Here is a 21,288-nt window from a genome sequence, read left to right on the forward strand (position 1 = left end):
TCAGCCCTTGGCCTTGCCGCGCGCGCGCGGCGTGGTGCCGAGGCCGATCTTCTTGGCCAGGGACGAACGATGCTTGGCGTAGTCCGGCGCCACCATCGGGTAATCCGCCGGCAAGCCCCAGCGCTCGCGATATTGCTCGGGCGAGAGGTTGTAGGAGGTCTTGAGATGCCGCTTCAGCATCTTCAGCTTCTTCCCGTCCTCGAGGCAGATGAGGTAGCCCGGCGTGATGGATTTTTTGATCGGCACCGCCGGCTGCGGCCGTTCGGGTTCCGGCGCCGGCCGGCTGCCCACGCCGGACAGCGTGCGGAACACCTCCTGGATCAATCCGGGAAGTTCCGATGCGGGAACAGGGTTGTGCGAGACATGGGCAGAAACAATCTGGGCGGTGAGGCCCAGAAGTTCTCCATGCGGGTTGGTTTCAGCCATTGTACGAAGCCCCCAGTACATTTAGCGCAAACGATTCTAGCGATCACGCGACTCAGTCGCAATTCCCAGCCGCGTGAAATTCGCGACACGTCAAAAAGCTGATGCCGAGGAAGAAGAAATGACCGTGAGTAACCGCCTGGATATCACGCGCGAAACTTGCCCGATGACATTCGTCCGGGTCCGACTCGCGCTCGACCGTCTGGCGCCGGGGGATGTTCTTGAAGTGCTGCTGTCGGGGGAGGAGCCGCGCCGCAACGTGCCCCGCACCGCGGTGGAACAGGGCCACGCCATTCTCGAACAATCCGAGGATGCCTCCGGCGTCACCCGCCTGCTGCTGCGGCGGGGGGGATGAGGGCGAATCGCAGCACCAGCGCGTCCCCGCCATCCGGATAATAGGCCCAGCGCCGCCCGGCCTCGGCCGCGCCCAGCGCGCCATAGAGCGCACGCGCCGGGCCATTGGTCTCCGCGACCTCGAGGAACAATTCGACGGCGCCACGCCGCGCCGCTTCCTCCACCAGCGCCTGCATCAGCGCGCGGCCAAGCCCCGCGCGTCGCGCCGCGGGCCGGACGGCGAGCGTCAGCACCTCTGCCTCACCGGCCACGGCGCGGCCCAGGGCGAAGCCGAGCGGTTCGCCCCCATCGGCCGCCAGCAGCGCGAAATGGCCGGGCAGGGCGAGCATCAGTCCAATCGCTTCGGCACCCCAGCGCTGCGGCGGCGGGAAGGCCTCGGCATGCAGCGCGGCGAGCAACGGTGCGGTCTCGGCCCCCGCCGGGAGGATCGCCACGCCGGTCAGGGTGCCCGGCCCGACGCGGGGGCGCTGACCGCGGGCGGTTCGGCATAGAGCGGCGCGGCGCCGCGCGGCGGTAGGGTCCCGGCCAGGCGGCGGGCCGCCACCAGCGCCACCGATTCGGCATGCGGCAGCCCGGGCCGTGCCTCCGCCACATCGCCACGGGCGGCGAGCAGGCCCGCCACCGCCTCCGCCGCATCGCCGAGGAGAAGGACCGGCATGCCGGCCTCCGGCAGGGAATCGAGCGGCGCGACGACCGGTGCGCGGGGTGTGGCCGCGCCGGGGTCGAAACATTCGATCACAACGCGGCCGCGCCGGTTGTCGATCGCCGCCCAGATGGCCCGGCCGGCGGTGGCGGCGTCGGGCTGCGCGGCAGCCAGCGCCTCCCCGGTCGTCACGCCGATCAGCGGGCGGCCGGCGGCCAGGGCCAGGCCTTCGGCGAGCGCGATGGCGGCGCGCAGGCCGGTGAAGCCGCCGGGCCCCACGCCCACCGCCACGGCGTCGAGGCCGGTTGCCGCCACGCCGGCCTCGGCCAGCACCTCCGCCGCGAAGCGGGGCAGCAGCGCCGGATGGCCGCGCGCGGCATCCGCCTGCCGCGTCGCCAGCACCGCGCCATCCGCCAGCAGCGCGACGGAGCAGCGGGCCAGCGAGCCTTCGATGGCGAGGATCCTCATGCCCGGCGACTTAGAGCAGATCCCGTCCGGGTGGAATCACCCGGGCGGGTGAAGATGCTCGCCTCAAGAAGACAGGAGCAGGTCCACTCTTCGGAGAACCGCTCCGGGCGGGCGGCCTTGGATCGCCCAGCCCTTCCGCCTCTCGGCCGGACCCGGCAGGATGGCACCAAGAACGAACCGAAGTCCGTGGAAGGAAACCGCCATGACAACGACGCGACGCGCCCTCGGCGCCGGAATTCTCGCTGCGCCCGCGATCATCGCCACCCGCGGCGCCCGCGCCCAGGCTGCCTGGCCGAACCGCGCCGTGCGCATCATCGTGCCCTACACGCCCGGCGGCGTGTCCGACATCACCGCGCGGCTGATCGCCGAACCGCTCGCCGCCACCTGGGGCCAGCCCGTGCCGGTCGAAAACCGGGCCGGCGCCGATGGCGTGATCGGTACCGAGGTCGTCGCCCGCAGCCCGGCCGATGGCTACACGCTCGGCCTGGTCTCGGTCGGGCATCCGGTGAATGCGGCCTTCTACCGGCTGCCCTTCGACACCATGCGCGACTTCACCTTCGTGACGCAGACCACCTCGACGCCGCTGGTGCTCTGCGCGCCGCGCGCCTTCGCGCCGAACACGCCCGCCGAACTGGTGGACTACGCCAAGCGCAACCCGGGCGTGACCTTCGCGGGCACCGGCGGCGTGGTGCGCCTTGCCCCGGTGCTGTTCGCGCAGCGCACCGGCATCACGCTGGAATACGTGCCCTATCGCGGCAGCACCCAGGCGCATCCCGACCTGATCGCCAACCGCGTGAACATCATGTTCGACACCGTCCCCGCCGCGCTGCCGCATATCCAGTCCGGCGCGCTGAAGGCGCTCGCCACCACCGGGGCGCAGCGCAGCCCGCAACTGCCGGACGTGCCGACGATCGGGGAAGCCTTCCTGCCAGGCTTCGAGGCCTCGACCTGGGGCATGATCATCGCGCCGGCCAACATGCCCGCGCCGGTGCTCACGAAGATCAATGCGGACATCCGCGCGGCGCTGCAGAACCCGACCGTGGTGGATCGCCACAAGACGCTCGGCGCGGGGATCGTGTCGAACACGCCGGACGAGATGCGTAGCTTCGTCCAGGCGGAAATGGACAAGTGGGTCGCGGCGGCGCGGTCGGCGGGGATCCAGCCGCAGTAAGGATTGAAGGGGGCTTTGCCCCCTCCAAGCCACCCCCACCAAAGGGCAACGGCCCTTTGGAATGCGATTCTTTGGTGCTGGGCGCGGAGGGCATGGCCATCCGCGCATGCGCCATGGCGCCGAGCTTTTCCGATGACGGCGTCACCGGCGAGGCAAACGATATGGCGTGCCGGGTTGGCAGGACGGCTGCGCGCGAAACCAGGACTCTGATGCCGAATCAGCCGAAAGGCCGGCCGGTATCAGAGGTGCTTGGCGAAGAATTCCAGCGTGCGCTTCTGCGCGAGATCGTAATCCGCCTTCACGTAGGATCCGCGCTCGTCGCAGCCGAAGCCGTGGCCGCCGCCATAGACATGAACCTCGACATCGGGCTGCGCGGCACGGACCGCGGCGACGTCGGTCATCGGGATGGAGGCGTCGGTCTCGCCGAAATGCAGCTGCACGGGGCAGCGCGGCGTCTCGTCCTTCGCCGCGGCGATGCCGCCGCCATACCAGCCCGACGCGGCGGAAAACGCGCTGGTCCGCGTCGCGCCATACCAGGTGACGGTGCCGCCCCAGCAATAGCCGACGATACCGCGCTTCACCCCGCGCGGCAGCGCGGCGGCGGCGGCGAGGATGTCGAGCACCGTCTGGCCATCATTGATCTTGCCGCGCAATTCGCGGCCCTGGGCGACGTCGGCGGCCTCGTAGCCGAGCTCGATGCCCGGGGCCACGCGGTCGAACAGCGCCGGGGCGATGACGGCATAGCCCTCGGCGGCGAAGGATTCGCAGACATTCCGCATGTGGCGGTTCACGCCGAAGATCTCCTGCACCACGACCAGGGCGCGGGTGGCGTTCTGCGGGCCGGCGCGCCAGGCGGACAGGCGATGGCCGTCGGCGGCGGTGAGCGAGATCATCGTCATGGGCGTTTTCCCCTGGGGAGTGGCGGCGTATCCTGTCCGCATGGGCGAGATCGTCAACCTGAACAAGGCTCGCAAGGCGCAGGCCCGCAAGGAGGCGGAGGCGAAGGTCGCCGCCAACCGGGCGAAGCACGGCCGAACCAAGGCGGAAAAGGCGAACGACACCCGCGCCGAGGAGCGCCGCCGCGCCTTGCTGGACGGCGCAAAGCGCGAGGAGTGAACCGCGCGCACGGGGGCGGCCGGAAAAGGGGAGGACCCGGGATGCAGGAAGCGACGGTTTTCCGCCGGATTCACGGCAGTTGCCACTGCGGCAACCTCCGCTTCGCCTTCGACTGGCCGGGACCGCACGCGGCCATCCCGGTCCGTGCCTGCGGCTGCGGCCTGTGCACGAAGCATCGGGCGGCATGGACCTCACACCCCCAGGGCCGCTTCACCATGACCATCGCCGATGAGACCCGGCTGGGGCGCTACCGCTTCGGTACCCGGACGGCGGATTTCCACCTCTGCCTCGACTGCGGGGTCATCCCGATCACGACATGCACCATCGACGGCTCGCGCTACGCGGTCGTCAACGTCAACACCTTCGACAATGTCGATCGCGCCGACCTGATCGAATCCGCGACCGACTTCGAGGGCGAGACAACCGCGGACCGCCTGGCCCGCAGGCGACGGAACTGGACGCCGGAAGCAACGGCAGGATGATGCGCGGATGCGCCACCACATCCTGCCCGGCTTCCCGCCCTCCGTCTCGCCCTCGTCCCATGCGGTGGAGGCGGATGGCTTCGTCTTCCTGACCGGGCAGTTCCCGCGCGATCTCGATAACCCGGAGGCACCGCTGCCCGAGGGGATCGCGGCACAGACGACGCGGACCATGGGCAACCTGGACCGCGCGCTTGGCGCGCTGGGGCTCGGCCTGCAGCACCTGGTCTCGGTGCGCGTGTACCTGACCGCCTTTGAACGCGATTACGCGGCGATGAACGCCGCCTATGCCGCCGCGCTGCCCGAGGGCGGGCGGCCGGTGCGCACCTGCATCGGCGTCACCGCGCTGGTGCGCGGCGCGCTGATCGAGATCGAGGCGGTGGCGAAGCGGCCGTAGAGCCGTTTCCGTTCGCCCTGGCTCACGGCAACGGCTCCCGGCTCTTGTTTTCGCGAGCATCTTCGCCCGATCAGGCGATTCCGCCTGATCGGGATCTGCTCTAGACGAAACGCCGGGACAGCAGCCCCTTCTCCCGCGCCTCGCGCGACAGGTCCTCGCGGTAATCCGGATGGGCGAGGCCGATCAGCGCCTCGGCCCGTTCCGACACCGACTTCCCCTTGAGATTCACCATCCCGTATTCGGTCACGACGTACATCATGTCCGATCGCGGCGTGGTCACGATGTTGCCGGGCGTCAGCTCCACCGCGATGCGGCTTTTCCGCACGCCCTTCCGCTCATAGGTGGAGGCGAGGCAGATGAAGGACTTGCCGCCCTTGGACGCATAGGCGCCGCGGACGAATTGCAACTGTCCGCCGGTGCCGCTGATGTGCCGGTGGCCATCGGATTCGGATGACGCCTGGCCCTGCAGGTCGATCTGCGTCGTGTTGTTGATGGCAACGACGCGGTCGTTGCGCGCGATGACGTCGGGCAGGTTGGTCTCGTCCACGGGACGGCAGATGAAGTCGGGATTGTCGCGCACCGTGTCGTACAGCGCGCGGCTGCCCAGCGCGAAGCTGTAGGTGACGAGGCCCGGATCGACCGCCTTGCGCGTGCCGCTGACCCGCCCGGCGCGATAGAGTTCGGCCAGCCCGTCATTCAGCATCTCGGTATGGATGCCGAGATCCTTCACGCCGCTGCCGAGCAGCAATGTCGTCACCGCATTCGGCATGCCACCGATGCCGACCTGCAGGCAGGCGCCGTCCTCGACCTCGTTCGCGATCAGGCGGGCGACGGCGCGGTCCACATCGGTCGCGACGGCATTGGGCAGTTCGGGGATGGGTGCGTCGTCGCCGGCGATGACGTAGTCCACCTCACTGCGGTGCAGCCGTGCCTGTGGGCCGTGCACGGGTGGGATGTCGGCGGCCTCCTCGATGATGACGGTCGCCGCGCGCTCGACCACCGCCGGGTGCCACAGATTGAGCGGGCCGTAGTTGAAGTATCCCTCGGCGTCCATTGGGCTCGCCTTGATGACCGCGATATCCAGCCGGTCGATGAAGCGGCGGTAGTAGGCCGGGATCTCCCCGAGGTTGCAGGGGATGTAGTGGCACAGCCCGGCATCGTGCATGCGCCGGTCATAGCCGGAGAAATGCCAGTTGAAGCAGCGGAAGTGCCGCCCGTGCGGATCGGCTTCGAGGAAGGCGCGCGGGCGCATCGACAGGCAGTTGCGGATGGTGACGTCGTGCAGCTCCGCGGTGCGGGCGGCGAGCGCCTGGTCGAAGGCGTCGGGCTGGTTGAAGCCGACGCCGTAGTCGATCCAGTCGCCCGGGGCGACGAGTGCGGCGGCCTCAGCCGCGGTGATGCGGCGGGCTGCCTTGCCGCCGGCCTTGGACTGCATGAACGGCTCCCTGTTGGTCGAATCCGGTCATGTTGGTCGCCGGACCTTCGCGGGGAGGCTCGCAGGATTCAGCGCGGCGTGCCAGCGGGCGCAGGCCCTGGAATGCGAAACGGCGGGCGGTGGTTTCCCACGCGCCCGCCGTTCATGTCCCGTCGCCGGGGATGGCGCGCCGCCGGGGCGGCGCGGCCGGTTCAGTGGGCGTCGGCCCACACCTTGCGCTTCACCGCATAGGCAAGGCCGGCGAGCAGCGTCAGGAAGATGATCCACTTCACGCCCATGGCGCGCCGCTCCTCGAGCTCGGGCTCGGCGGCCCAGGCCAGGAAGGTGGACACGTCGCGCGCCATGTTCTCGACGGTGGCAGGGGTATGGTCCGCGAACTCGACCTGGTCGGGGTTCAGCGGCCGCGCCATCGCGATCTGGTGGCCGGGGAAGTACAGGTTGTAGTTCATCCCCTCGCCGAGGGTCACGCCCGGGGGCGCATCCGCATAGCCGGTCAGCAGCGCGTAGAGGTAGTTGGCCCCGCCGGCCCGCGCCTTGGCGATGACCGACAGGTCCGGCGGCAGGGCGCCGTTGTTCGCCGCGCGCGCCGCCTGCGGATTCGGGAAGGGGCTGCGGAAGCGGTCGGACGGGCGGCCCGGCCGCTCGAACATCTGGCCTTCGTCATTCGGCCCGTCCTGGACCTGCACCTGGGACGCGATGGCAACGACCTGCTCCGCGGTCAGGCCGAGGGCGCGCAGGTCGCGGTAGGACAGCAGGCGCGCCGAATGGCAGGAGGCGCAGACCTGTTGGTAGACCTGGAAGCCACGCTGCGCGCTGGCGCGGTCGAAGCTGCCGAAGACGCTGTCGAAGCTGAAGCCGGCATTCGGGATGTGGACCGCTTCCCCGGCCGCATGGGCGGACGGGGCGGCGGCGAACAGCCCGCCGACGATGGCGAGGGCCTTGAGCGAAGTACGCAGCATGGTCAGGCCTTCTCCATCGGCTTCGCCGCGGCGCCGGCGGGCAGCGGGCCGCCGCCGAGGACGGCGCGGGCGATGCTCTCGGGCAGCGGGAGCGGCTTCTCGAGCCGCGCGAGCAGCGGCAGGATCACCAGGAAATACGCGAAGTAGTAAGCGGTCGCGATCCGGCTGATGGTGACGAAGGGCTCCTCCGGCGGCTTGCCGCCGCAGTACAGCAGCACGAAGAAGCAGACCGTCCATAGCAGGAACGCGATGCGCGCGATCGGGCGGAAGCGCATCGACCGCACCGGGCTGCTGTCCAGCCACGGCAGCACGAACAGCACCGCGATCGAGCCGAACATCATCAGCACGCCGCCGAGCTTGTCTGGCACCGCGCGCAGGATCGCGTAGTACGGCAGGAAGTACCATTCCGGCACGATATGCGCGGGCGTCACCAGCGGGTCGGCCGGGATGTAGTTGTCCGGGTGGCCGAGGTAGTTCGGCGCGAAGAACACCAGCACCGCGAAGACGATGAAGTAGACCACCAGGCCGAAGCTGTCCTTCGCCGTGTAGTACGGGTGGAAGGGCAGGGTGTCCTGCGGGCCCTTGGGCTCGATGCCGAGCGGGTTGTTCGACCCCGTGATGTGCAGCGCGACGATGTGCAGGAACACCACGCCGACGATCACGAAGGGCAGCAGGTAGTGCAGGGAGAAGAAGCGGTTCAGCGTCGGGTTGTCCACGCTGAAGCCGCCCCACAGCAGCTGCACGATCCATTCGCCGACGATCGGGAAGGCCGAGAACAGGTTGGTGATGACGGTGGCACCCCAGAAGGACATCTGGCCCCAGGGCAGCACGTAGCCCATGAAGGCCGTCGCCATCATCAGCAGGAAGATCACGACGCCAAGGATCCACAGCAGCTCGCGCGGCGCCTTGTAGGAACCGTAGTAGAGGCCGCGCCAGATGTGGATGTAGACGACGATGAAGAACATCGAAGCGCCGTTGGCGTGCACGTAGCGCAGCAGCCAGCCGAAGTTCACGTCGCGCATGATGCGCTCGACGGAATCGAAGGCCATGGAGGTGTGCGGGGTGTAGTGCATCGCCAGGAAGATGCCGGTCGCGATCATGATCACCAGATTGACCATGGCGAGCGCGCCGAAATTCCAGAAGTAGTTGAAATTCCGGGGAGTGGGGAAGGAGCCGTACTCCTTCTGCATCATGGTGAAGACCGGCATGCGCTGGTCGATCCAGCGCAGGACGGGGTTCGGGATATCGCTGTTGTGCAGGCCGCTTGCCATCGTCGCGTTCCTCAGCCGATCCGGATCTTGGTGTCGGAGGTGAAGACGTAGCCCGGAACCGTGAGGTTCAGCGGCGCAGGTCCCTTCCGGATCCGGCCGGACGTGTCGTAGTGGCTGCCGTGGCAGGGGCAGAACCATCCGCCGTAGTCACCGCGCGGGTCGGTCGGCTTCTGCCCCAGCGGCACGCAGCCGAGATGCGTGCAGACGCCCACGACGATCAGCCACTGGTCCTTGGTGACGCGGGCCTGATCGGTCTGCGGGTCCTTCAGCTCGGACAACGGAACGGCGCGGGCCGCCTCGATCTCCTGCGGGGTGCGGTGCCGGATGAAGACCGGCTTGCCGCGCCACATCACCGTCACCGCCTGGCCGGCCACGATGGCGCCGAGCTCGGCATCCGTGCTGGCGAGCGCGAGAACGTCGCGCGCCGGCTGCATGGAATTGATGAAGGGCCAGGCGACGGCAACGACGCCCAAGCCGGCGAAGGACGCCGTCACCAGGTTCAGGAAGTCCCGCCGCGGCGTCCCGCCGTCCGCGGTGGCCTCGCCACTATCCGCCATGCCTCACCATCCCTTCCGCCGGCACGCCGAAAGGGCGGTGCCGGCCGCATCAACCCGAAATCCGGGCGCCAGCGCGGCACCCGCAAGCAGTGCTGGGCAGGCGCGCGGCTACGCGCGCTGCCCTCCCTGCGCGGCCGACCTTATAAGGGGCGCTCGCGCGGGGTGTCCATGGCACCTCGCCGCCTTGCAGGAGCATTACATGATCGAAGCGTCTTCCGCCGGGACTGGCGGGGCGGCCCCGGCGGACCATCCGATGACCGGCCCGGCCCGCGCCTGGTTCGAGTCATTGCGGGATCGCATCTGCGCCGCCTTCGAGACGATCGAGACCGAACTCGTCACCGGCCCGCATCGCGACCTGCCGCCCGGCCGCTTCGAGCGCACCGCCTGGACCCGTCCCGAAGGGGGCGGCGGCGTGATGTCGGTCATGCGCGGGCGGGTCTTCGAGAAGGTGGGCGTCAACGTCTCGACCGTCTTCGGGGAGTTCTCCCCGGAATTCCGTAAGCAGATCCCCGGCGCCGAGCAGGACCCACGCTTCCTCGCGACCGGCATCTCGCTCGTGGCGCATCTGCGCAATCCGCGCGTGCCGGCGGCGCATATGAACACCCGCTTCATCGTGACCAACCGTGCCTGGTTCGGCGGCGGTGGCGACCTGACCCCGATGTTCCCGGACAGCGCCGAGGCCGCCGAGGATGCGCGCGGCTTCCATGCCGCCTTCAAGGCCGCCTGCGACAAGGCCGACCCCACCTACTACCCCCGCTTCAAGCAGTGGTGCGACGAGTACTTCTTCCTGCCCCACCGCAACGAACCGCGCGGCTTGGGGGGAATCTTCTACGACTGGCTCGGGGACCGTACGCCGGGGCATGGGATCGAGGCCGACTTCGCCTTCACGAAGGATGTCGGCCTCGCCTTCCTCGGGGCCTATCCGGGGATCGTGCGTCGCCGCATGCGCGAACCCTGGACGGCCGAGGAGCGCCGCCAGCAACTGATCCGCCGCGGCCGCTACGTGGAATTCAACCTGATCCACGATCGCGGCACGCTGTTCGGCCTCAAGACCGGCGGCAATGTCGAGGCGATCCTGATGTCCCTGCCGCCCGAGGTCGCCTGGCCCTGAGGACTGCCGCCCCTTGGCACATTCCCGTGTCCGGCACCGGCCCGCCCGGCCGCGCGATCCGGCACGGTGTCGCGGGGTGGCCGCATGCGGGTGCGGGCATTCGCCGACCGGCCCTCACCGGGCAGGGTTCCGCCCGGGTGGGTTTCACCCCATGTAGGGCGCGGCAGGATCCTGGGGGCACGATGATCGAACTGAACGTGAACGGCACCGTTCACCGGGTGGAGGTCGAGGCCGACACCCCGCTGCTGTGGGTGCTGCGGGAACAACTCGGCCTGACCGGAACGAAATACGGTTGCGGCGTCGCGCAATGCGGCGCCTGCACCGTGCTGGTGGACGGCCAGGCGACGCGGTCCTGTTCCTTCCCCGTCGAGGCCGCCGCCGGCCAGCCGATCACCACCATCGAGGCGATCGAGGCCCACCCGATCGGCCGCCATGTGGTGGAGGCCTGGGTCGCCGCCCAGGCGCCGCAATGCGGATACTGCCAGTCGGGGCAGGTGATGGCGGCGACCGCGCTGCTCGCCACCACGCCGAAGCCCGGCCCGGAGGACATCCAGGCGGCGATGACCAATATCTGCCGCTGCGGCACCTACAACGCCGTCGCGCAGGCCATCACCATCGCCGGGGAGCGGCTGTGATGGGCGCGCTGCTCGCCGCGGCCATGTCGGGCGCGATGCCGCCTGGCCGGCCGGTCAACCTGTCGCGGCGCGGCATGTTCGCCGCTGCCGGTGCCGGGTTGTTCCTCGGCCTTGCCATTCCGGGCCGCGCGCCGCGCGCGCAAGGGTCGCCGCCAGGTGCCGCGCTGCGCCACGCCAGCAAGGTCGCCGCCTATCTGCGCATCGCCCCGGACGGCAAGGTCTACCTGCAGAACCCCTTCGTCGAAGGCGGGCAGGGGATCGATTCGGCGGTCGCGCAGATCGTCGCGGAGGAACTCGACGCGCCACCGGCCGATTTCGTCGTCACCTGCGCCCCGGCCGGCGAGGACTACCGCGTCATGCAGGGCGGCAATGCGCGCTTCACCGGCGGGTCCTTCTCGGTCCGGTCGTCCTTCGCGCATTTCCGCACCCTGGGTGCCACGGCGCGCGCCATGCTGGTCGAGGCCGCGGCCCAGCGCCTCGCCGTGCCGGCGGCGTCGCTGACCACCGAGGCGGGCCGCGTCATCCAGGCCGAATCGGGGCGCGCGCTGCCCTATGGCGAACTGGCCATGGCGGCCGCGGCGTTGACCCCGCCCGACAACCCACCGCTGCGCGACGCCGCCCGCTTCCGCCTGATCGGCAGGCCGCTGCCGCGGCTCGACGTGCGGGCGAAATCGACCGGCAAGATCACCTATGCCATCGACGTGAAGGTCGATGGCATGCTGCTCGGCGCCGTGCTGCACGCCCCGCGGGCCGGCGCGCAGCCCGCCGCGGTGACCAACGAGGACGCGCTGCGCGCCATGCCCGGCGTGCATTCCGTCCACCGCCTGCCCGGCGCTGTCGCCGTCCTGGCCGATAGCTGGTGGCGGGCGAAGAAGGCGGTGGACCAGGCGCAGGTCGCCTGGCAGGCGCTCCAGAGCCCCGTGATGGATGCCGACTTCACCACCGAGACGATGCTCGGCCGGCTCAAGGCCGCCGCCGGCACCCATGGCAACACCGCCGAGGAAGCCGGCGACATTGCCGTCGCCTTCGCCGGCGCCGCCCGTGTCATCGAGGCCGAGTACGACGCGCCATACCTCGCCCATGCGCAGATGGAACCGCCTTCCGCCACGGCGCGCTTCGATGCCGATGGCAGCCTCGACGTCTGGGTGCCGAACCAGGCGCCGGATTTCTTCCAGGCCAGTGCGGCGCGCGCCGCCGGGATCGAGCCCGCCAAGGTGCGCATCCATTCCCCGCCGCTCGGCGGCTTCTTCGGCCGGCATTTCGCCTATGGCGCGGCGAACGTGCATCCGCAGGCGATCCTGCTGGCCAAGGCGGCCGGCCGGCCGGTGAAGGTCATCTGGAGCCGGGAGGAGGAATTCGCCCGCGACGCCTATCGCCCGATGGCCTTCGCGACCTTCCGCGCCGGGCTGGACGGGCGGGGCGAGATCGTCGCCCTTCAGGTAGCGGGCTATGGCGAGGGACCGATCACACGGCACTTCGGCACGGCGCGGCTGGGCAATCCGCCGATCGACGGGTCGATCATGGAGGGTCTGAGCGGCAAGCCCTACCGCTTCGCCGCCAAGCGGGTGGAATACGTGCCGGTGCCGCATCCGGCCGGGGTCAATCTCGGCTTCTGGCGATCGGTCGGGCATTCGATGAACGACTTCTTCTTCGAGAGTTTCCTCGACGAGGTCGCCGCCGCTTCCGGTAAGGATCCCTTCGCGCTGCGCATGGCGCTGCTGGCGCATAGCGAGCGGCACAAGACGCTGCTGAATGCCGTCGCCGAGCTGTCCGGCGGCTGGCGGCGCGGGCCCTATCATGGGCCGGACGGCACGCGGCGCGCGCGCGGCGTGGCCATGGCCTCCCCCTTCGGGTCGGAGGTCGCGACCATCGCCGAGGTGTCGGTGAGCGACGGGGAGGTGGTGGTCCACGACCTGTGGGTCGCGATCGACCCCGGACAGGTGGTGAACCCGCGCACCATCGAGGAACAGGTCCAGTCGGCTGCGGCGATCGGCCTGTCCTCCGCGCTGTTCGAGGAGATCCGCTTCGAACGGGGCGAGGTGGCGACGCGCAACTTCGACACCTATCGCGTGCTGCGGCGCGACCGGATGCCGCGCGTGCATGTGCGCATCGTCGAAAGCGGGGCGCCGATGGGCGGCGTGGGCGAACCGGGCACGCCAGGGGTGCCGCCGGCGGTGGCGAATGCGGTGTTCGCGCTGACGGGGCAGAGGCTGCGGAGCATGCCGTTCGGGCGGACGCGGTTGTCCGGGGCGTGACGCGTGCTGGAGGGGCGCCGCCCCTCCAGGCCGCCCCGCCAAAGGCCCGAGGCCTTTGGAAACCATTGGCCGCCCTTGATGGCGGGCAGTGCTGGATTTTGGCCGATGTTGCTGATATGTTCACGGCATCATCGAGGCGAGGTGCGCCTGGGTGTTGCCTGGCGGGCGCGCGGAAGGCCCCCGATAAAGCAATAAAATCCTAAAATCTTAAAGTGACCACACGCGCAAGTTGTATCCTGCGAGGCGCGCGGGCACCCCGTCGCGGTTCGTTCCGACAGCGGTGCCCATCGTCAAAACCCGGCATTCCAAAGGGCCTCTGCCCTTTGGTGGGGTGGTCCGGAGGGGCAAGGCCCCTCCGGCGTGCCGCCGCCCGTTTGCTCACTCCCGCCCGGATCGCGGATAACGTCCCCATGCTTCGGCCCGCCCCGAATCGCCCCGCCCCGGCATGACGCCCTTCGGCGCCAGGTTGCGGGAGTTGCGTGCGCAGCGGGAGGTCACGCTGAAGGACCTGGCCGCGGCGTTGCAGGTCTCGCCGGCCTATCTCTCGGCGCTGGAGCATGGGCGGCGGGGCCGGCCATCGCCTGGGCTGGTGCATCAGGTGAATGAGTATTTCGGATTGATCTGGGACGACGCCGAGGAACTCGCGCGGCTCGCGCGGCAGTCGCATCCGCGGGTGGTGCTCGATACGGCGGGGCTGGATCCGGCGGTGACTGATTTCGCCAACCGCCTGGCGCGGGACATTCGCCAAATGACGCCCGACGCAGCGGTGCGCATGGGCGCAGTGCTGGATTCGCTGCCCAAGGGGCGGCGTTGATGCAGGCGGTCTCGGCTGGGTTGCTCGCGGGGTTCGTGGGCTTTGCGTCGTCCTTCGCGGTGGTGCTGCAGGGGCTGGTGGCGGTGGGGGCATCCCCGTCGCAAGCGGCCTCCGGTCTGATGGCGCTGTCGGTGGCAATGGGGCTGGCGGGCATCCTGCTGTCGCTGCGGCTGCGGCTGCCGATCAGCGTCGCCTGGTCCACGCCGGGGGCGGCGCTGCTGGCGGCGACGGCGATGCCGGCGGGTGGCTTCGCCGAGGCGGTGGGCGCCTTCCTGGTCTGCGGCGTGCTGCTGACGGTGGCGGGGCTGTGGAAGCCGCTCGGCCGTGCGGTGGCGGCGATCCCGGCGCCGCTCGCCAATGCGATGCTGGCGGGGATCCTGTTCACGCTCTGCCTTGCGCCGGTGCGCGCGGTGGCGGAACAGCCGGTGGCGGGGCTGGGGATCGTGCTGGCCTGGGCGGTGGTGGCGCGGATCAACCGGGTGCTGGCGGTGCCGGCGGCGGTGCTGGTGGCGGTGGCGGTGATCGCGACGACGGCGCCGCTGCCGATGACGGGCTGGATGTCACGGCCGGAATTCGTGATGCCGTCCTTCTCGGTGGCGGCGCTGACGGGCATCGCGCTGCCGCTGTTCATCGTGACCATGGCTTCGCAGAACATCCCGGGCCTCGCGGTGCTGTCGGCGAATGGCTACCGGCCCGAAGCTGGGCCGCTGTTCACCACGACCGGGCTGTTCAGCCTGGCCGGTGCGCCGTTTGGCGGGCATGCGGTCAATCTCGCCGCGATCACGGCGGCGTTGTGCGCTGGCGAGGGCGCGGGGCCAGACCCGGCACGGCGCTGGGTGGCGGCGGTGGTCGCGGGTGCGACCTATGTCGTGTTCGGACTGCTCGCGGGGGCGGTCACGGCCTTCGTCGCATCAGCGCCGCCGGTGCTGATCCAGGCGGTGGCGGGGCTGGCGCTGCTCGGACCGTTCGGGGGCGCGATGCTGGGCGCGGTGCATGCGCCGCAGGGGCGGGAGGCGGCGCTGGTCTGCTTCGTCGTCACGGCGTCGGGGGTTGCCTTCCTCGGCATCGGCGGTGCCTTCTGGGGGCTGTTGGCAGGGGGAGCCATGATGCTGCTGGCGCGGTGGCGGGCGTGACGGCGCGCTGGCTTCCCTGGGTGGCCATCGCAGGCATGCTCGCTACTGTGGCGGCCATACAGTTCGCCATCGGGCGCGTGCCGATCTGCACCTGCGGCTATGTCCGGCTGTGGCATGGCGATGTCTGGTCCTCGGGCAATTCGCAGCACCTGACCGACTGGTACACGCTGTCGCACATCGTCCACGGCTTCCTGTTTTATGCGTTGCTGCGCTGGCTGCGGCCAGGTTGGTCCGTCGCCTGGCGCGCCGTGGTGGCCATGCTGATCGAAGGCGCGTGGGAGGTGTTGGAGAACACAGCCCTCATCATCGACCGCTATCGCGAGGTGACGGCCTCACTCGACTATTATGGCGACAGCATCGTCAATTCCTTCGGCGACGGGGTTGCGATGCTGATTGGCTTCCTCATCGCATCGCGCCTGCCGACCGTCGCGTCGGTGCTGGTCGTGCTCGCGCTGGAAGGCATCGCGGCCTGGGTGATCCGCGACAACCTGACGCTCAACGTGCTGATGCTGGTTCGCCCGGTCGAGGCGGTGCGGGAATGGCAGATGCAGGGTGCGCCCGTCAGCCGCTGACAGCACGGCCCATCGCGGTCATCATCGTCGCGGGACAAGGGGAAGGAAGCCATCATGCTGCGCGTGTTCCTGACGCATACGCCGGAGATGTTCGCCGGCTACTACGGGGATCGCGCGCTCGCCGCGCTGAAGCAGCATGCGGAGGTGGTGCGCAACCCTGGCGATACGGTGCTGTCCGGCGCCGCCCTGGCGGAGGCCGCGCGCGGCTGCCAGGCGATCGTCGCCGATCGCTCCACGCCGGGCACGCCCGAGACCTTCGCCGCCGCGCCCGACCTCGTCGCCTTCCTGCGCGTCGCGGTGGACATCAGCACCATCGACGTGCCGGCGGCGAGTGCCGCCGGCGTGCTGGTGACGCGCGCCACGCCCGGCTTCGTGGACAGCGTCACCGAGGTCGGCGTGGGCTTCATGGTCGATCTCGCGCGCGACCTGCCCGGCTATTCCCGCGCCTATCGGGCCGGGGAGGAACCGGTCGGACGGATGGGGCTGCAACTCTCGGCCGCCACACTCGGCATCGTTGGCTATGGGCGGATCGGGCGCAGGCTGGCCGAGGTGGCACTCGCGCTCGGCATGCGCGTGCTGGTGTCCGACCCGCATGCCGCGGTCGAGGATCCGCGCGTCACGCAGATGGGCTTCGCCGAGCTGCTGGCGGCGTCGGACATCGTCGTCTGCCTCGCCATCTCCATCCCCGAGACGCGCGACCTGTTCAACGCCGCGGCCTTCGCGCGGATGAAGCGCGGCGCGCGCTTCATCAACCTCTCGCGCGGGGAGCTGGTGGATGAGCGCGCGCTGGAAGCGGCGCTCGACAGCGGACAGTTGTCGGGTGCCGCGATGGATGTCGGCCGTGCGCTGGATCAGCGGCCATCGGCCTTCCTGGCGCGGCGGCCGGATGTGCTGGCGGCCCCGCACATCGCCGGCATGACGCCGGAGGCAATGGAACACCAAGCGATGGACACGGTGCGACAGGTGGCCGCGCTGGCGCGCGGGGAAATGCCGGACAACGCGGTGAATGCTCCCGCCGCGCATCGTCTCGTGCGGATCGGCATCCGCGTCGGCTGACGCTCAATCCACCGTCAGTCCCGTCGCCCGCTGCAATTCCATCCAGCCGCGAATCTCGCGGTCGAGCAGTTCTGCGAAGGCGGCGCGGCTGCCGCCGACGAATTCCGCGCCCTCCGCGCGGAAACGTGCGCGCATCGCCTCGTTGCGCAGCGCCGCGTTCAGCGCGGCGTTGAGCCGGTCGAGCACCGCATCGGGCGTGCCGGCCGGGGCGAACAAGCCGCTCCAGCTGCCGATGTTGAAGCCGGGGATGGTCTCGGCGACCGAAGGCACATCGGGGAAGGCCGGGGATCGCGTCGCGGTGCTGACCGCGACGGCGCGTACCGCGCCGGATTGCAGCATCGGGGCGACCTCGATCGGTTGGGCGAAGATCGCGTGCACGCGCCCGGCGGCAAGGTCGATCACCGCCGGCGCGCTGCCGCGATAGGGCACGTGGCTGACATTGAGGCCCGCGCGATAGGCCAGCAGCGAGGCCGCCATGCGCTGGCCGCTGCCGCTGCCGCCATTGGCGAAGTCGAGCCGCCCGGGATTGGCACGCGCCCAGGCGATCAGCGCGGCGGAATTCGTGCTTTCGACCGTTGGGCCGACCGCGAGCATGTAGGGCACCTGCAGCACCTGCCCGACCGGTGCCAGGGCGGTGCGCGGATCGCCTGGCGGCAGGGAAGGCTGCATCACCGGATTGATGGACAGCGAGGTGGTGCCAAGCAGCAGCGTGTAGCCATCGGGCGCCGAGCGCGCGACGAAACCCGCGCCGATCGAACTCGTGCCGCCCGGCCGGTTATCCACCTGCACAGGTGATCCGAGGTCGGCGGCCATGCCCTCGGCAACGGCGCGGGCCGCGGCATCGACGCCACCACCGGGTGGGAAGGGCACGACGATGACGATGGGGCGATCCGGGAAGGCGGCGGCTGCCGGCATGGCCAGGCCCGCGCTGACCATGGCCAGAAATAGGGCGGCGAGGCACTGACGGCGTCGGGTGGACATCGCGGTTGGGACCATCGGGCACATGCTCCTGGCTTCGCGGTTCGCCTGGGAATGGTGCGCCGCCCTGCGCCGGGCGGCGAGGGGGTTTCTGCGGTGCAGCAGGATCCTTGTCGGGATGATGCGGAACGGCGAAGGCGCTTTCCGTCAGCGATGCGCCGGGAGGTACGGTGCATCCCGTCTGGTCAGCATCGTGGGTGCGGATAAGGTCAGGCACGCAGCAACAGCGGAGTCGTGACCCATGTGGCGTGGCACCATCGCACTTCCGGCGATCGAACGCGTCCAAAGCGGTATCCCCGCCGCCGAGGCCTTGCTGATCGAAGCCGAGCGGCTGGATGCGCGGCGCGTCTTCCTGGTGGTCAGCCGCACCATGAACCGCGACACCGACCACGTGGCGCGCATGCGCGATGCGCTCGGCCCGCGCTTCGCCGGGCTGCATGAAGGCATCCCGCCGCATACGCCGATGGATGTGGTGGTCGCGGCGGCGGCCTCGGCGCGCGGCGTGGATGCGGACCTGATCGTCACCTTCGGCGGCGGGTCGGTGACGGATGCGGGCAAGGTGATGCAGCTCTGCCTGCGCCACGGCATCACAGCGATGGAACAGCTCGAACCCTTCCGCATGGTGACCAACCCGGACGGCACGCGGCGCATCCCCAACTATGACGGTCCCGTGGTGCGGCAGATCGCGATCCCGACCACGCTGTCGGGCGGCGAGTACAATTCCCAGGCCGGCTGCACCAATCCGGTGAGGAAGGTGAAGCAGAGCTTCCGCCACCCGCTGCATGTGCCGCGCGTGACGATCCTCGACCCGGCGCCGACGGTCGGCACGCCCATGTGGGTGTGGCTGGCGAGCGGCATCCGCGCCGTGGACCATGCAACGGAAGGGCTGTGCTCGCCGCTGAACAACCCGGTGAGCGATGCGAGCGCGCTGCAGGCGCTGCGGCTGCTGTCCCGCGCGCTGCCGCGGGTGAAGGCGGATCCGGGAGACCTCGCGGCACGGCAGGATTGCCAGCTCGCGGTGTGGCTGTCCGTGGTCGGGCGCTGGGGCGGGGTGCAGATGGGGGCGAGCCACGCCATCGGCCATGTGCTGGGCGGCACGGCGGGCGTGCCGCATGGCTATACCTCCTGCGTTATGCTGCCGCATGTGCTGCGATACAACGCCGAGGTGAATGCCGACCGCCAGGCGCTGGTGGCCGATGCGCTGGGCCGGCCCGGCGTGCCGGCGGCCGAGGCGGTGGCGGAGCTGGTGGCCTCGCTCGGCCTGCCATCGCGGCTGTCCGAGGTCGGTGTCTCGGCGGAGCAGTTCCCGCTGCTCGCCGCCAACACGATGCGCGACCCCTGGCTGCACACCAATCCGCGCCGGATCACGCAGGAGCAGGAGGTGATGGCGATCCTGGAGGCGGCGGCCTGATCAGGCCGGGCGGGTCGTGCGCCGGCGGAAGATGTTCGACACGCCCGGGATCGACCACGCCGCCGCCAGCAGCGTCAGCGCGCACAGCCCCATGCTGATCGGCCGGGTGAAGAAGGGCGTGACATCGCCCCCCGACAGCACCAGCCCGCGCAGCAGGTTCTTGTCCAGCAGGTCGCCCAGCACGATGCCGAGCACCAGCGGTGCCATCGGGAAGCGCAGTTCCCGCAGCACGAAGCCGACCAACCCCGCGCCGAGCATCACCCAGATGTCGAACAGGCGGGAGGTGATGGCGAAGGCGCCAACCGTGCACAGCACGAAGACCACCGGCATCAGCCGCGCGCGCGGGATCAGCAGGATCCACAGCAGCGGGCGCACCAGCACCAGCCCGTAGAACATCTTCACCATGTCGGCGATCACCAGCATGGCGACGATCTGGTAGATGAACTCGGGCGCGGTGATCGCCAGCATCGGCCCGGGATTGAGACCGTGGATCATCATCGCCGCCATCAGCACGGCGGCAGGCGCCGAACCCGGCACCGCAAGCGTCAGCACGGGGATGATCGCGCCCGGCACACAGGCGCTCTCGCCCGTTTCGGCGGCCATCAGGCCCTCGATGCTGCCCTTGCCGAATTTCTCGCGTTCCTTGCTGGCGCGCTTGGCGGCGGCGTAGGAGGTCCAGGCGGCGATGTCCTCGCCAAGGCCCGGCATGGCGCCGATGAAGGTGCCGAGCGCGCCCGATCGCAGGATCGTCTTCCAATGCGCGGTGACGTCGCGGATGCGCGGGATGACCGAATCGATCTTCGACGACACCGCCTTCACCGCGGGCCCGCGCATGGCCGACAGCACCTCCGCCACACCGAAGACGCCGACGAGGACGGGCAGCAGGCCGAGCCCGCCGGCAAGGTCGCCATTGCCATAGGCGAAGCGGGCATAGGCGTGGTTCGTCTCCTGCCCGACCGTCGCGACGAACAAGCCGATGAAACCCGCGATGTAGCCCTTCAGCGCATCGCCGCCCGACAGGGACCCAGCGATGACGATGCCAAACATCGCCACCCAGAACATCTCATAGGAACCGAACTGCAGCGCGAACTCGCCGAAGGACGGCGCGAAAAGCGCCAGCATCGCCGTGCCGAACAGCGTGCCGAGCCATGACCCCGATGTGGAGATCCCCATCGCCCGCCCGGCAAGCCCCTGGCGCGCCAGTGGGAACCCGTCGAGCGTCGAGGCCGCCGAGGCCGGCGTGCCCGGGATGTTCAGCAGGATGGCGCTGCGCGACCCGCCATAGATCGCGCCGACATAGACGCAAACCAGCACCAGCATGGCCTTGTCCGGCCCCATGCCGAAGGTCAGCGTGGTCAGCAGCGCGACGCCCATGGTCGCGGTCAATCCCGGGAGCGCGCCGATGACGATGCCGATCAGTGTCGCCCACAGCGCGTGGAACACGGCCCCGCCGCCGAGCACATGGGCGAAGCCGCCCACCAGGTTGTTCAGCGCATCCATCACGGCAACCGCAGCAGGAAGAGTTTCTCGAAGACCAGCATCACCGCAACGCCGGTGCCAAGGCCGATCAGCGCTGCCTCGATCACGCGGCGCATGCGGCCCTGCGGCCCCAGTTCCCATTCGAAGGCGGTGGTGAAGGCGAAGACGAACAGCGCCGATGCCAGCCAGAAGGGCAGTCGCCCGACCATGACGCCGGCATAGAGCAGGCCAAGCAGCGCGGCGGTCGCGAGCTGCCGCTTGTCGCCCGCATCGCTTTTCGCCGCCCCGTGCACCGCCCAGCCGCCACGGCCGACGGCGCGAACGCCGAGCACCACGGCCAGCAACGCGATGATCACGCCATAGAAGCCAGGCACGATGCCCGGCGCGGTCAGGCCGGTGCCCGATTGCTCGACGAAGCGCGGCATCTGCCAGGCCTGCACCACGATGGCGACGCCGAGCGCGAAAAGCACCGCCGCGGTTACCAGGTCCGCGCGCGGTGACGCGGGCGCCTTCTCCCCCTCGAAGGGGGAGGTTGCGTCGGCCTCGCTCATGCACGCGCCTCGTGGGACAG

Annotated in this window: 24 protein-coding genes; 13 read left to right on the top strand and 11 right to left on the bottom strand. The window is 70.0% G+C overall.

The window, feature by feature from the left end; all coding sequences use genetic code 11:
• A complete protein-coding gene (locus AC2YHJ_RS00800) occupies positions 1-426 on the bottom strand; it encodes a Ros/MucR family transcriptional regulator (protein ID WP_487393396.1) in 426 nt (141 codons plus the stop codon).
• A gap of 73 nt (positions 427-499) precedes the next feature.
• Here AC2YHJ_RS00800 and AC2YHJ_RS00805 point away from each other — a divergent pair, with 73 nt between their 5' ends.
• Positions 500-778, top strand: a complete 279-nt coding sequence (locus AC2YHJ_RS00805) for a sulfurtransferase TusA family protein (protein ID WP_487393397.1) — start codon at positions 500-502, stop codon at positions 776-778.
• On the opposite strand, the gene AC2YHJ_RS00810 is transcribed toward AC2YHJ_RS00805, so the two are convergent.
• Together AC2YHJ_RS00810 and tsaB are read right to left on the bottom strand one after the other, a co-directional pair.
• Positions 747-1,211 (bottom strand): GNAT family N-acetyltransferase, encoded by a 465-nt coding sequence (locus tag AC2YHJ_RS00810; protein WP_487393398.1) that lies wholly within the window; start codon positions 1,209-1,211, stop codon positions 747-749. The two genes, AC2YHJ_RS00805 and AC2YHJ_RS00810, sit on opposite strands and share 32 nt — an antisense overlap.
• A gap of 5 nt (positions 1,212-1,216) precedes the next feature.
• A complete protein-coding gene (gene tsaB, locus AC2YHJ_RS00815; protein WP_487393399.1) occupies positions 1,217-1,888 on the bottom strand; it encodes a tRNA (adenosine(37)-N6)-threonylcarbamoyltransferase complex dimerization subunit type 1 TsaB in 672 nt (223 codons plus the stop codon).
• 202 nt (positions 1,889-2,090) lie between these two features.
• Between tsaB and AC2YHJ_RS00820 the strand changes: the two genes are divergently transcribed.
• A complete protein-coding gene (locus AC2YHJ_RS00820) occupies positions 2,091-3,059 on the top strand; it encodes a Bug family tripartite tricarboxylate transporter substrate binding protein (protein WP_487393400.1) in 969 nt (322 codons plus the stop codon).
• A 239-nt stretch (positions 3,060-3,298) separates the two neighbouring features.
• Here the strand turns inward: AC2YHJ_RS00820 and AC2YHJ_RS00825 are convergent, their stop codons facing one another.
• The gene (locus AC2YHJ_RS00825; protein WP_487393401.1) at positions 3,299-3,958 is read right to left on the bottom strand and encodes a dienelactone hydrolase family protein; all 660 of its coding nucleotides are present in this window, start codon (positions 3,956-3,958) and stop codon (positions 3,299-3,301) included.
• On the opposite strand from AC2YHJ_RS00825, the gene AC2YHJ_RS00830 reads away from it, so the two are divergent.
• The 3 genes from AC2YHJ_RS00830 to AC2YHJ_RS00840 are packed head-to-tail and all read left to right on the top strand — an operon-like array spanning position 3,939 to position 5,051.
• Positions 3,939-4,175: a DUF4169 family protein gene (locus AC2YHJ_RS00830; RefSeq protein ID WP_487393402.1), complete on the top strand. Its 237-nt coding sequence runs from the start codon at positions 3,939-3,941 to the stop codon at positions 4,173-4,175. The two genes, AC2YHJ_RS00825 and AC2YHJ_RS00830, sit on opposite strands and share 20 nt — an antisense overlap.
• A 41-nt stretch (positions 4,176-4,216) precedes the next feature.
• Complete coding sequence (locus AC2YHJ_RS00835; protein ID WP_487393403.1) at positions 4,217-4,657, top strand: GFA family protein; 441 nt, start codon at positions 4,217-4,219, stop codon at positions 4,655-4,657.
• Between the two features lie 7 nt (positions 4,658-4,664).
• Complete coding sequence (locus tag AC2YHJ_RS00840) at positions 4,665-5,051, top strand: RidA family protein (RefSeq protein ID WP_487393404.1); 387 nt, start codon at positions 4,665-4,667, stop codon at positions 5,049-5,051.
• 100 nt (positions 5,052-5,151) lie between these two features.
• Here AC2YHJ_RS00840 and AC2YHJ_RS00845 read toward each other — a convergent pair whose 3' ends face one another.
• From AC2YHJ_RS00845 to petA, 4 genes are all read right to left on the bottom strand, one after another.
• Positions 5,152-6,486 (bottom strand): acetyl-CoA hydrolase/transferase family protein, encoded by a 1,335-nt coding sequence (locus tag AC2YHJ_RS00845; RefSeq protein WP_487393405.1) that lies wholly within the window; start codon positions 6,484-6,486, stop codon positions 5,152-5,154.
• Between the two features lie 191 nt (positions 6,487-6,677).
• On the bottom strand, positions 6,678-7,445 hold the full coding sequence (locus AC2YHJ_RS00850; RefSeq protein WP_487393406.1) for a cytochrome c1: 768 nt from the start codon (positions 7,443-7,445) through the stop codon (positions 6,678-6,680).
• Between the two features lie 2 nt (positions 7,446-7,447).
• On the bottom strand, positions 7,448-8,716 hold the full coding sequence (locus AC2YHJ_RS00855) for a cytochrome b (protein ID WP_487393407.1): 1,269 nt from the start codon (positions 8,714-8,716) through the stop codon (positions 7,448-7,450).
• 11 nt (positions 8,717-8,727) lie between these two features.
• Positions 8,728-9,273: a ubiquinol-cytochrome c reductase iron-sulfur subunit gene (gene petA, locus AC2YHJ_RS00860; protein WP_487393408.1), complete on the bottom strand. Its 546-nt coding sequence runs from the start codon at positions 9,271-9,273 to the stop codon at positions 8,728-8,730.
• Positions 9,274-9,526: 253 nt separating this feature from the next.
• On the opposite strand from petA, the gene hemF reads away from it, so the two are divergent.
• The 7 genes from hemF to AC2YHJ_RS00895 all read left to right on the top strand — a co-directional run bounded on the left by hemF (position 9,527) and on the right by AC2YHJ_RS00895 (position 16,849).
• On the top strand, positions 9,527-10,384 hold the full coding sequence (gene hemF, locus AC2YHJ_RS00865) for an oxygen-dependent coproporphyrinogen oxidase (protein ID WP_487393582.1): 858 nt from the start codon (positions 9,527-9,529) through the stop codon (positions 10,382-10,384).
• A gap of 182 nt (positions 10,385-10,566) precedes the next feature.
• Positions 10,567-11,019 carry a (2Fe-2S)-binding protein gene (locus AC2YHJ_RS00870; RefSeq protein WP_487393409.1) on the top strand — a complete coding sequence of 151 codons (453 nt, stop codon included), beginning with the start codon at positions 10,567-10,569 and terminating at the stop codon, positions 11,017-11,019.
• Complete coding sequence (locus tag AC2YHJ_RS00875; RefSeq protein WP_487393410.1) at positions 11,019-13,274, top strand: xanthine dehydrogenase family protein molybdopterin-binding subunit; 2,256 nt, start codon at positions 11,019-11,021, stop codon at positions 13,272-13,274. The genes AC2YHJ_RS00870 and AC2YHJ_RS00875 overlap by 1 nt, the downstream gene beginning before the upstream one ends.
• Before the next feature lie 445 nt (positions 13,275-13,719).
• Complete coding sequence (locus AC2YHJ_RS00880; RefSeq protein WP_487393411.1) at positions 13,720-14,088, top strand: helix-turn-helix domain-containing protein; 369 nt, start codon at positions 13,720-13,722, stop codon at positions 14,086-14,088.
• Positions 14,088-15,221, top strand: a complete 1,134-nt coding sequence (locus AC2YHJ_RS00885) for a benzoate/H(+) symporter BenE family transporter (RefSeq protein WP_487393412.1) — start codon at positions 14,088-14,090, stop codon at positions 15,219-15,221. The genes AC2YHJ_RS00880 and AC2YHJ_RS00885 overlap by 1 nt, the downstream gene beginning before the upstream one ends.
• A gap of 20 nt (positions 15,222-15,241) precedes the next feature.
• Positions 15,242-15,793, top strand: a complete 552-nt coding sequence (locus AC2YHJ_RS00890) for a DUF2585 domain-containing protein (RefSeq protein WP_487393583.1) — start codon at positions 15,242-15,244, stop codon at positions 15,791-15,793.
• Between the two features lie 54 nt (positions 15,794-15,847).
• The gene (locus AC2YHJ_RS00895) at positions 15,848-16,849 is read left to right on the top strand and encodes an NAD(P)-dependent oxidoreductase (RefSeq protein ID WP_487393413.1); all 1,002 of its coding nucleotides are present in this window, start codon (positions 15,848-15,850) and stop codon (positions 16,847-16,849) included.
• A 3-nt stretch (positions 16,850-16,852) separates the two neighbouring features.
• Here AC2YHJ_RS00895 and AC2YHJ_RS00900 read toward each other — a convergent pair whose 3' ends face one another.
• On the bottom strand, positions 16,853-17,830 hold the full coding sequence (locus tag AC2YHJ_RS00900) for a Bug family tripartite tricarboxylate transporter substrate binding protein (RefSeq protein WP_487393414.1): 978 nt from the start codon (positions 17,828-17,830) through the stop codon (positions 16,853-16,855).
• A 238-nt stretch (positions 17,831-18,068) separates the two neighbouring features.
• Here AC2YHJ_RS00900 and AC2YHJ_RS00905 point away from each other — a divergent pair, with 238 nt between their 5' ends.
• Positions 18,069-19,238: an iron-containing alcohol dehydrogenase gene (locus AC2YHJ_RS00905; protein ID WP_487393415.1), complete on the top strand. Its 1,170-nt coding sequence runs from the start codon at positions 18,069-18,071 to the stop codon at positions 19,236-19,238.
• Here AC2YHJ_RS00905 and AC2YHJ_RS00910 read toward each other — a convergent pair whose 3' ends face one another.
• Positions 19,239-20,738, bottom strand: a complete 1,500-nt coding sequence (locus AC2YHJ_RS00910) for a tripartite tricarboxylate transporter permease (protein WP_487393416.1) — start codon at positions 20,736-20,738, stop codon at positions 19,239-19,241.
• The gene (locus tag AC2YHJ_RS00915; RefSeq protein ID WP_487393417.1) at positions 20,738-21,268 is read right to left on the bottom strand and encodes a tripartite tricarboxylate transporter TctB family protein; all 531 of its coding nucleotides are present in this window, start codon (positions 21,266-21,268) and stop codon (positions 20,738-20,740) included. Before AC2YHJ_RS00915 ends, AC2YHJ_RS00910 begins: the two co-directional genes overlap by 1 nt.
• Positions 21,269-21,288 lie beyond the last annotated feature (20 nt).

The sequence above is a fragment of the Roseomonas sp. SRI_022 genome (genome assembly GCF_057586215.1).

What these genes read in the sequence shown, in the direction of transcription:
- AC2YHJ_RS00905 (WP_487393415.1), top strand. Translation starts at nt 18,069, where the DNA reads ATGTGGCGTGGCACCATCGCACTTCCGGCGATCGAACGCGTCCAAAGC.
- AC2YHJ_RS00820 (WP_487393400.1), top strand. Translation starts at nt 2,091, where the DNA reads ATGACAACGACGCGACGCGCCCTCGGCGCCGGAATTCTCGCTGCGCCC.
- AC2YHJ_RS00885 (WP_487393412.1), top strand. Translation starts at nt 14,088, where the DNA reads ATGCAGGCGGTCTCGGCTGGGTTGCTCGCGGGGTTCGTGGGCTTTGCG.
- AC2YHJ_RS00880 (WP_487393411.1), top strand. Translation starts at nt 13,720, where the DNA reads ATGACGCCCTTCGGCGCCAGGTTGCGGGAGTTGCGTGCGCAGCGGGAG.
- AC2YHJ_RS00900 (WP_487393414.1), bottom strand. Translation starts at nt 17,830, where the DNA reads ATGTCCACCCGACGCCGTCAGTGCCTCGCCGCCCTATTTCTGGCCATG.
- AC2YHJ_RS00875 (WP_487393410.1), top strand. Translation starts at nt 11,019, where the DNA reads ATGGGCGCGCTGCTCGCCGCGGCCATGTCGGGCGCGATGCCGCCTGGC.
- AC2YHJ_RS00825 (WP_487393401.1), bottom strand. Translation starts at nt 3,958, where the DNA reads ATGACGATGATCTCGCTCACCGCCGCCGACGGCCATCGCCTGTCCGCC.
- tsaB (WP_487393399.1), bottom strand. Translation starts at nt 1,888, where the DNA reads ATGAGGATCCTCGCCATCGAAGGCTCGCTGGCCCGCTGCTCCGTCGCG.
- AC2YHJ_RS00840 (WP_487393404.1), top strand. Translation starts at nt 4,665, where the DNA reads ATGCGCCACCACATCCTGCCCGGCTTCCCGCCCTCCGTCTCGCCCTCG.
- AC2YHJ_RS00910 (WP_487393416.1), bottom strand. Translation starts at nt 20,738, where the DNA reads ATGGATGCGCTGAACAACCTGGTGGGCGGCTTCGCCCATGTGCTCGGC.
- hemF (WP_487393582.1), top strand. Translation starts at nt 9,527, where the DNA reads ATGACCGGCCCGGCCCGCGCCTGGTTCGAGTCATTGCGGGATCGCATC.
- AC2YHJ_RS00895 (WP_487393413.1), top strand. Translation starts at nt 15,848, where the DNA reads ATGCTGCGCGTGTTCCTGACGCATACGCCGGAGATGTTCGCCGGCTAC.
- AC2YHJ_RS00855 (WP_487393407.1), bottom strand. Translation starts at nt 8,716, where the DNA reads ATGGCAAGCGGCCTGCACAACAGCGATATCCCGAACCCCGTCCTGCGC.
- AC2YHJ_RS00845 (WP_487393405.1), bottom strand. Translation starts at nt 6,486, where the DNA reads ATGCAGTCCAAGGCCGGCGGCAAGGCAGCCCGCCGCATCACCGCGGCT.
- AC2YHJ_RS00850 (WP_487393406.1), bottom strand. Translation starts at nt 7,445, where the DNA reads ATGCTGCGTACTTCGCTCAAGGCCCTCGCCATCGTCGGCGGGCTGTTC.
- AC2YHJ_RS00835 (WP_487393403.1), top strand. Translation starts at nt 4,217, where the DNA reads ATGCAGGAAGCGACGGTTTTCCGCCGGATTCACGGCAGTTGCCACTGC.
- AC2YHJ_RS00870 (WP_487393409.1), top strand. Translation starts at nt 10,567, where the DNA reads ATGATCGAACTGAACGTGAACGGCACCGTTCACCGGGTGGAGGTCGAG.
- AC2YHJ_RS00800 (WP_487393396.1), bottom strand. Translation starts at nt 426, where the DNA reads ATGGCTGAAACCAACCCGCATGGAGAACTTCTGGGCCTCACCGCCCAG.
- petA (WP_487393408.1), bottom strand. Translation starts at nt 9,273, where the DNA reads ATGGCGGATAGTGGCGAGGCCACCGCGGACGGCGGGACGCCGCGGCGG.
- AC2YHJ_RS00915 (WP_487393417.1), bottom strand. Translation starts at nt 21,268, where the DNA reads ATGAGCGAGGCCGACGCAACCTCCCCCTTCGAGGGGGAGAAGGCGCCC.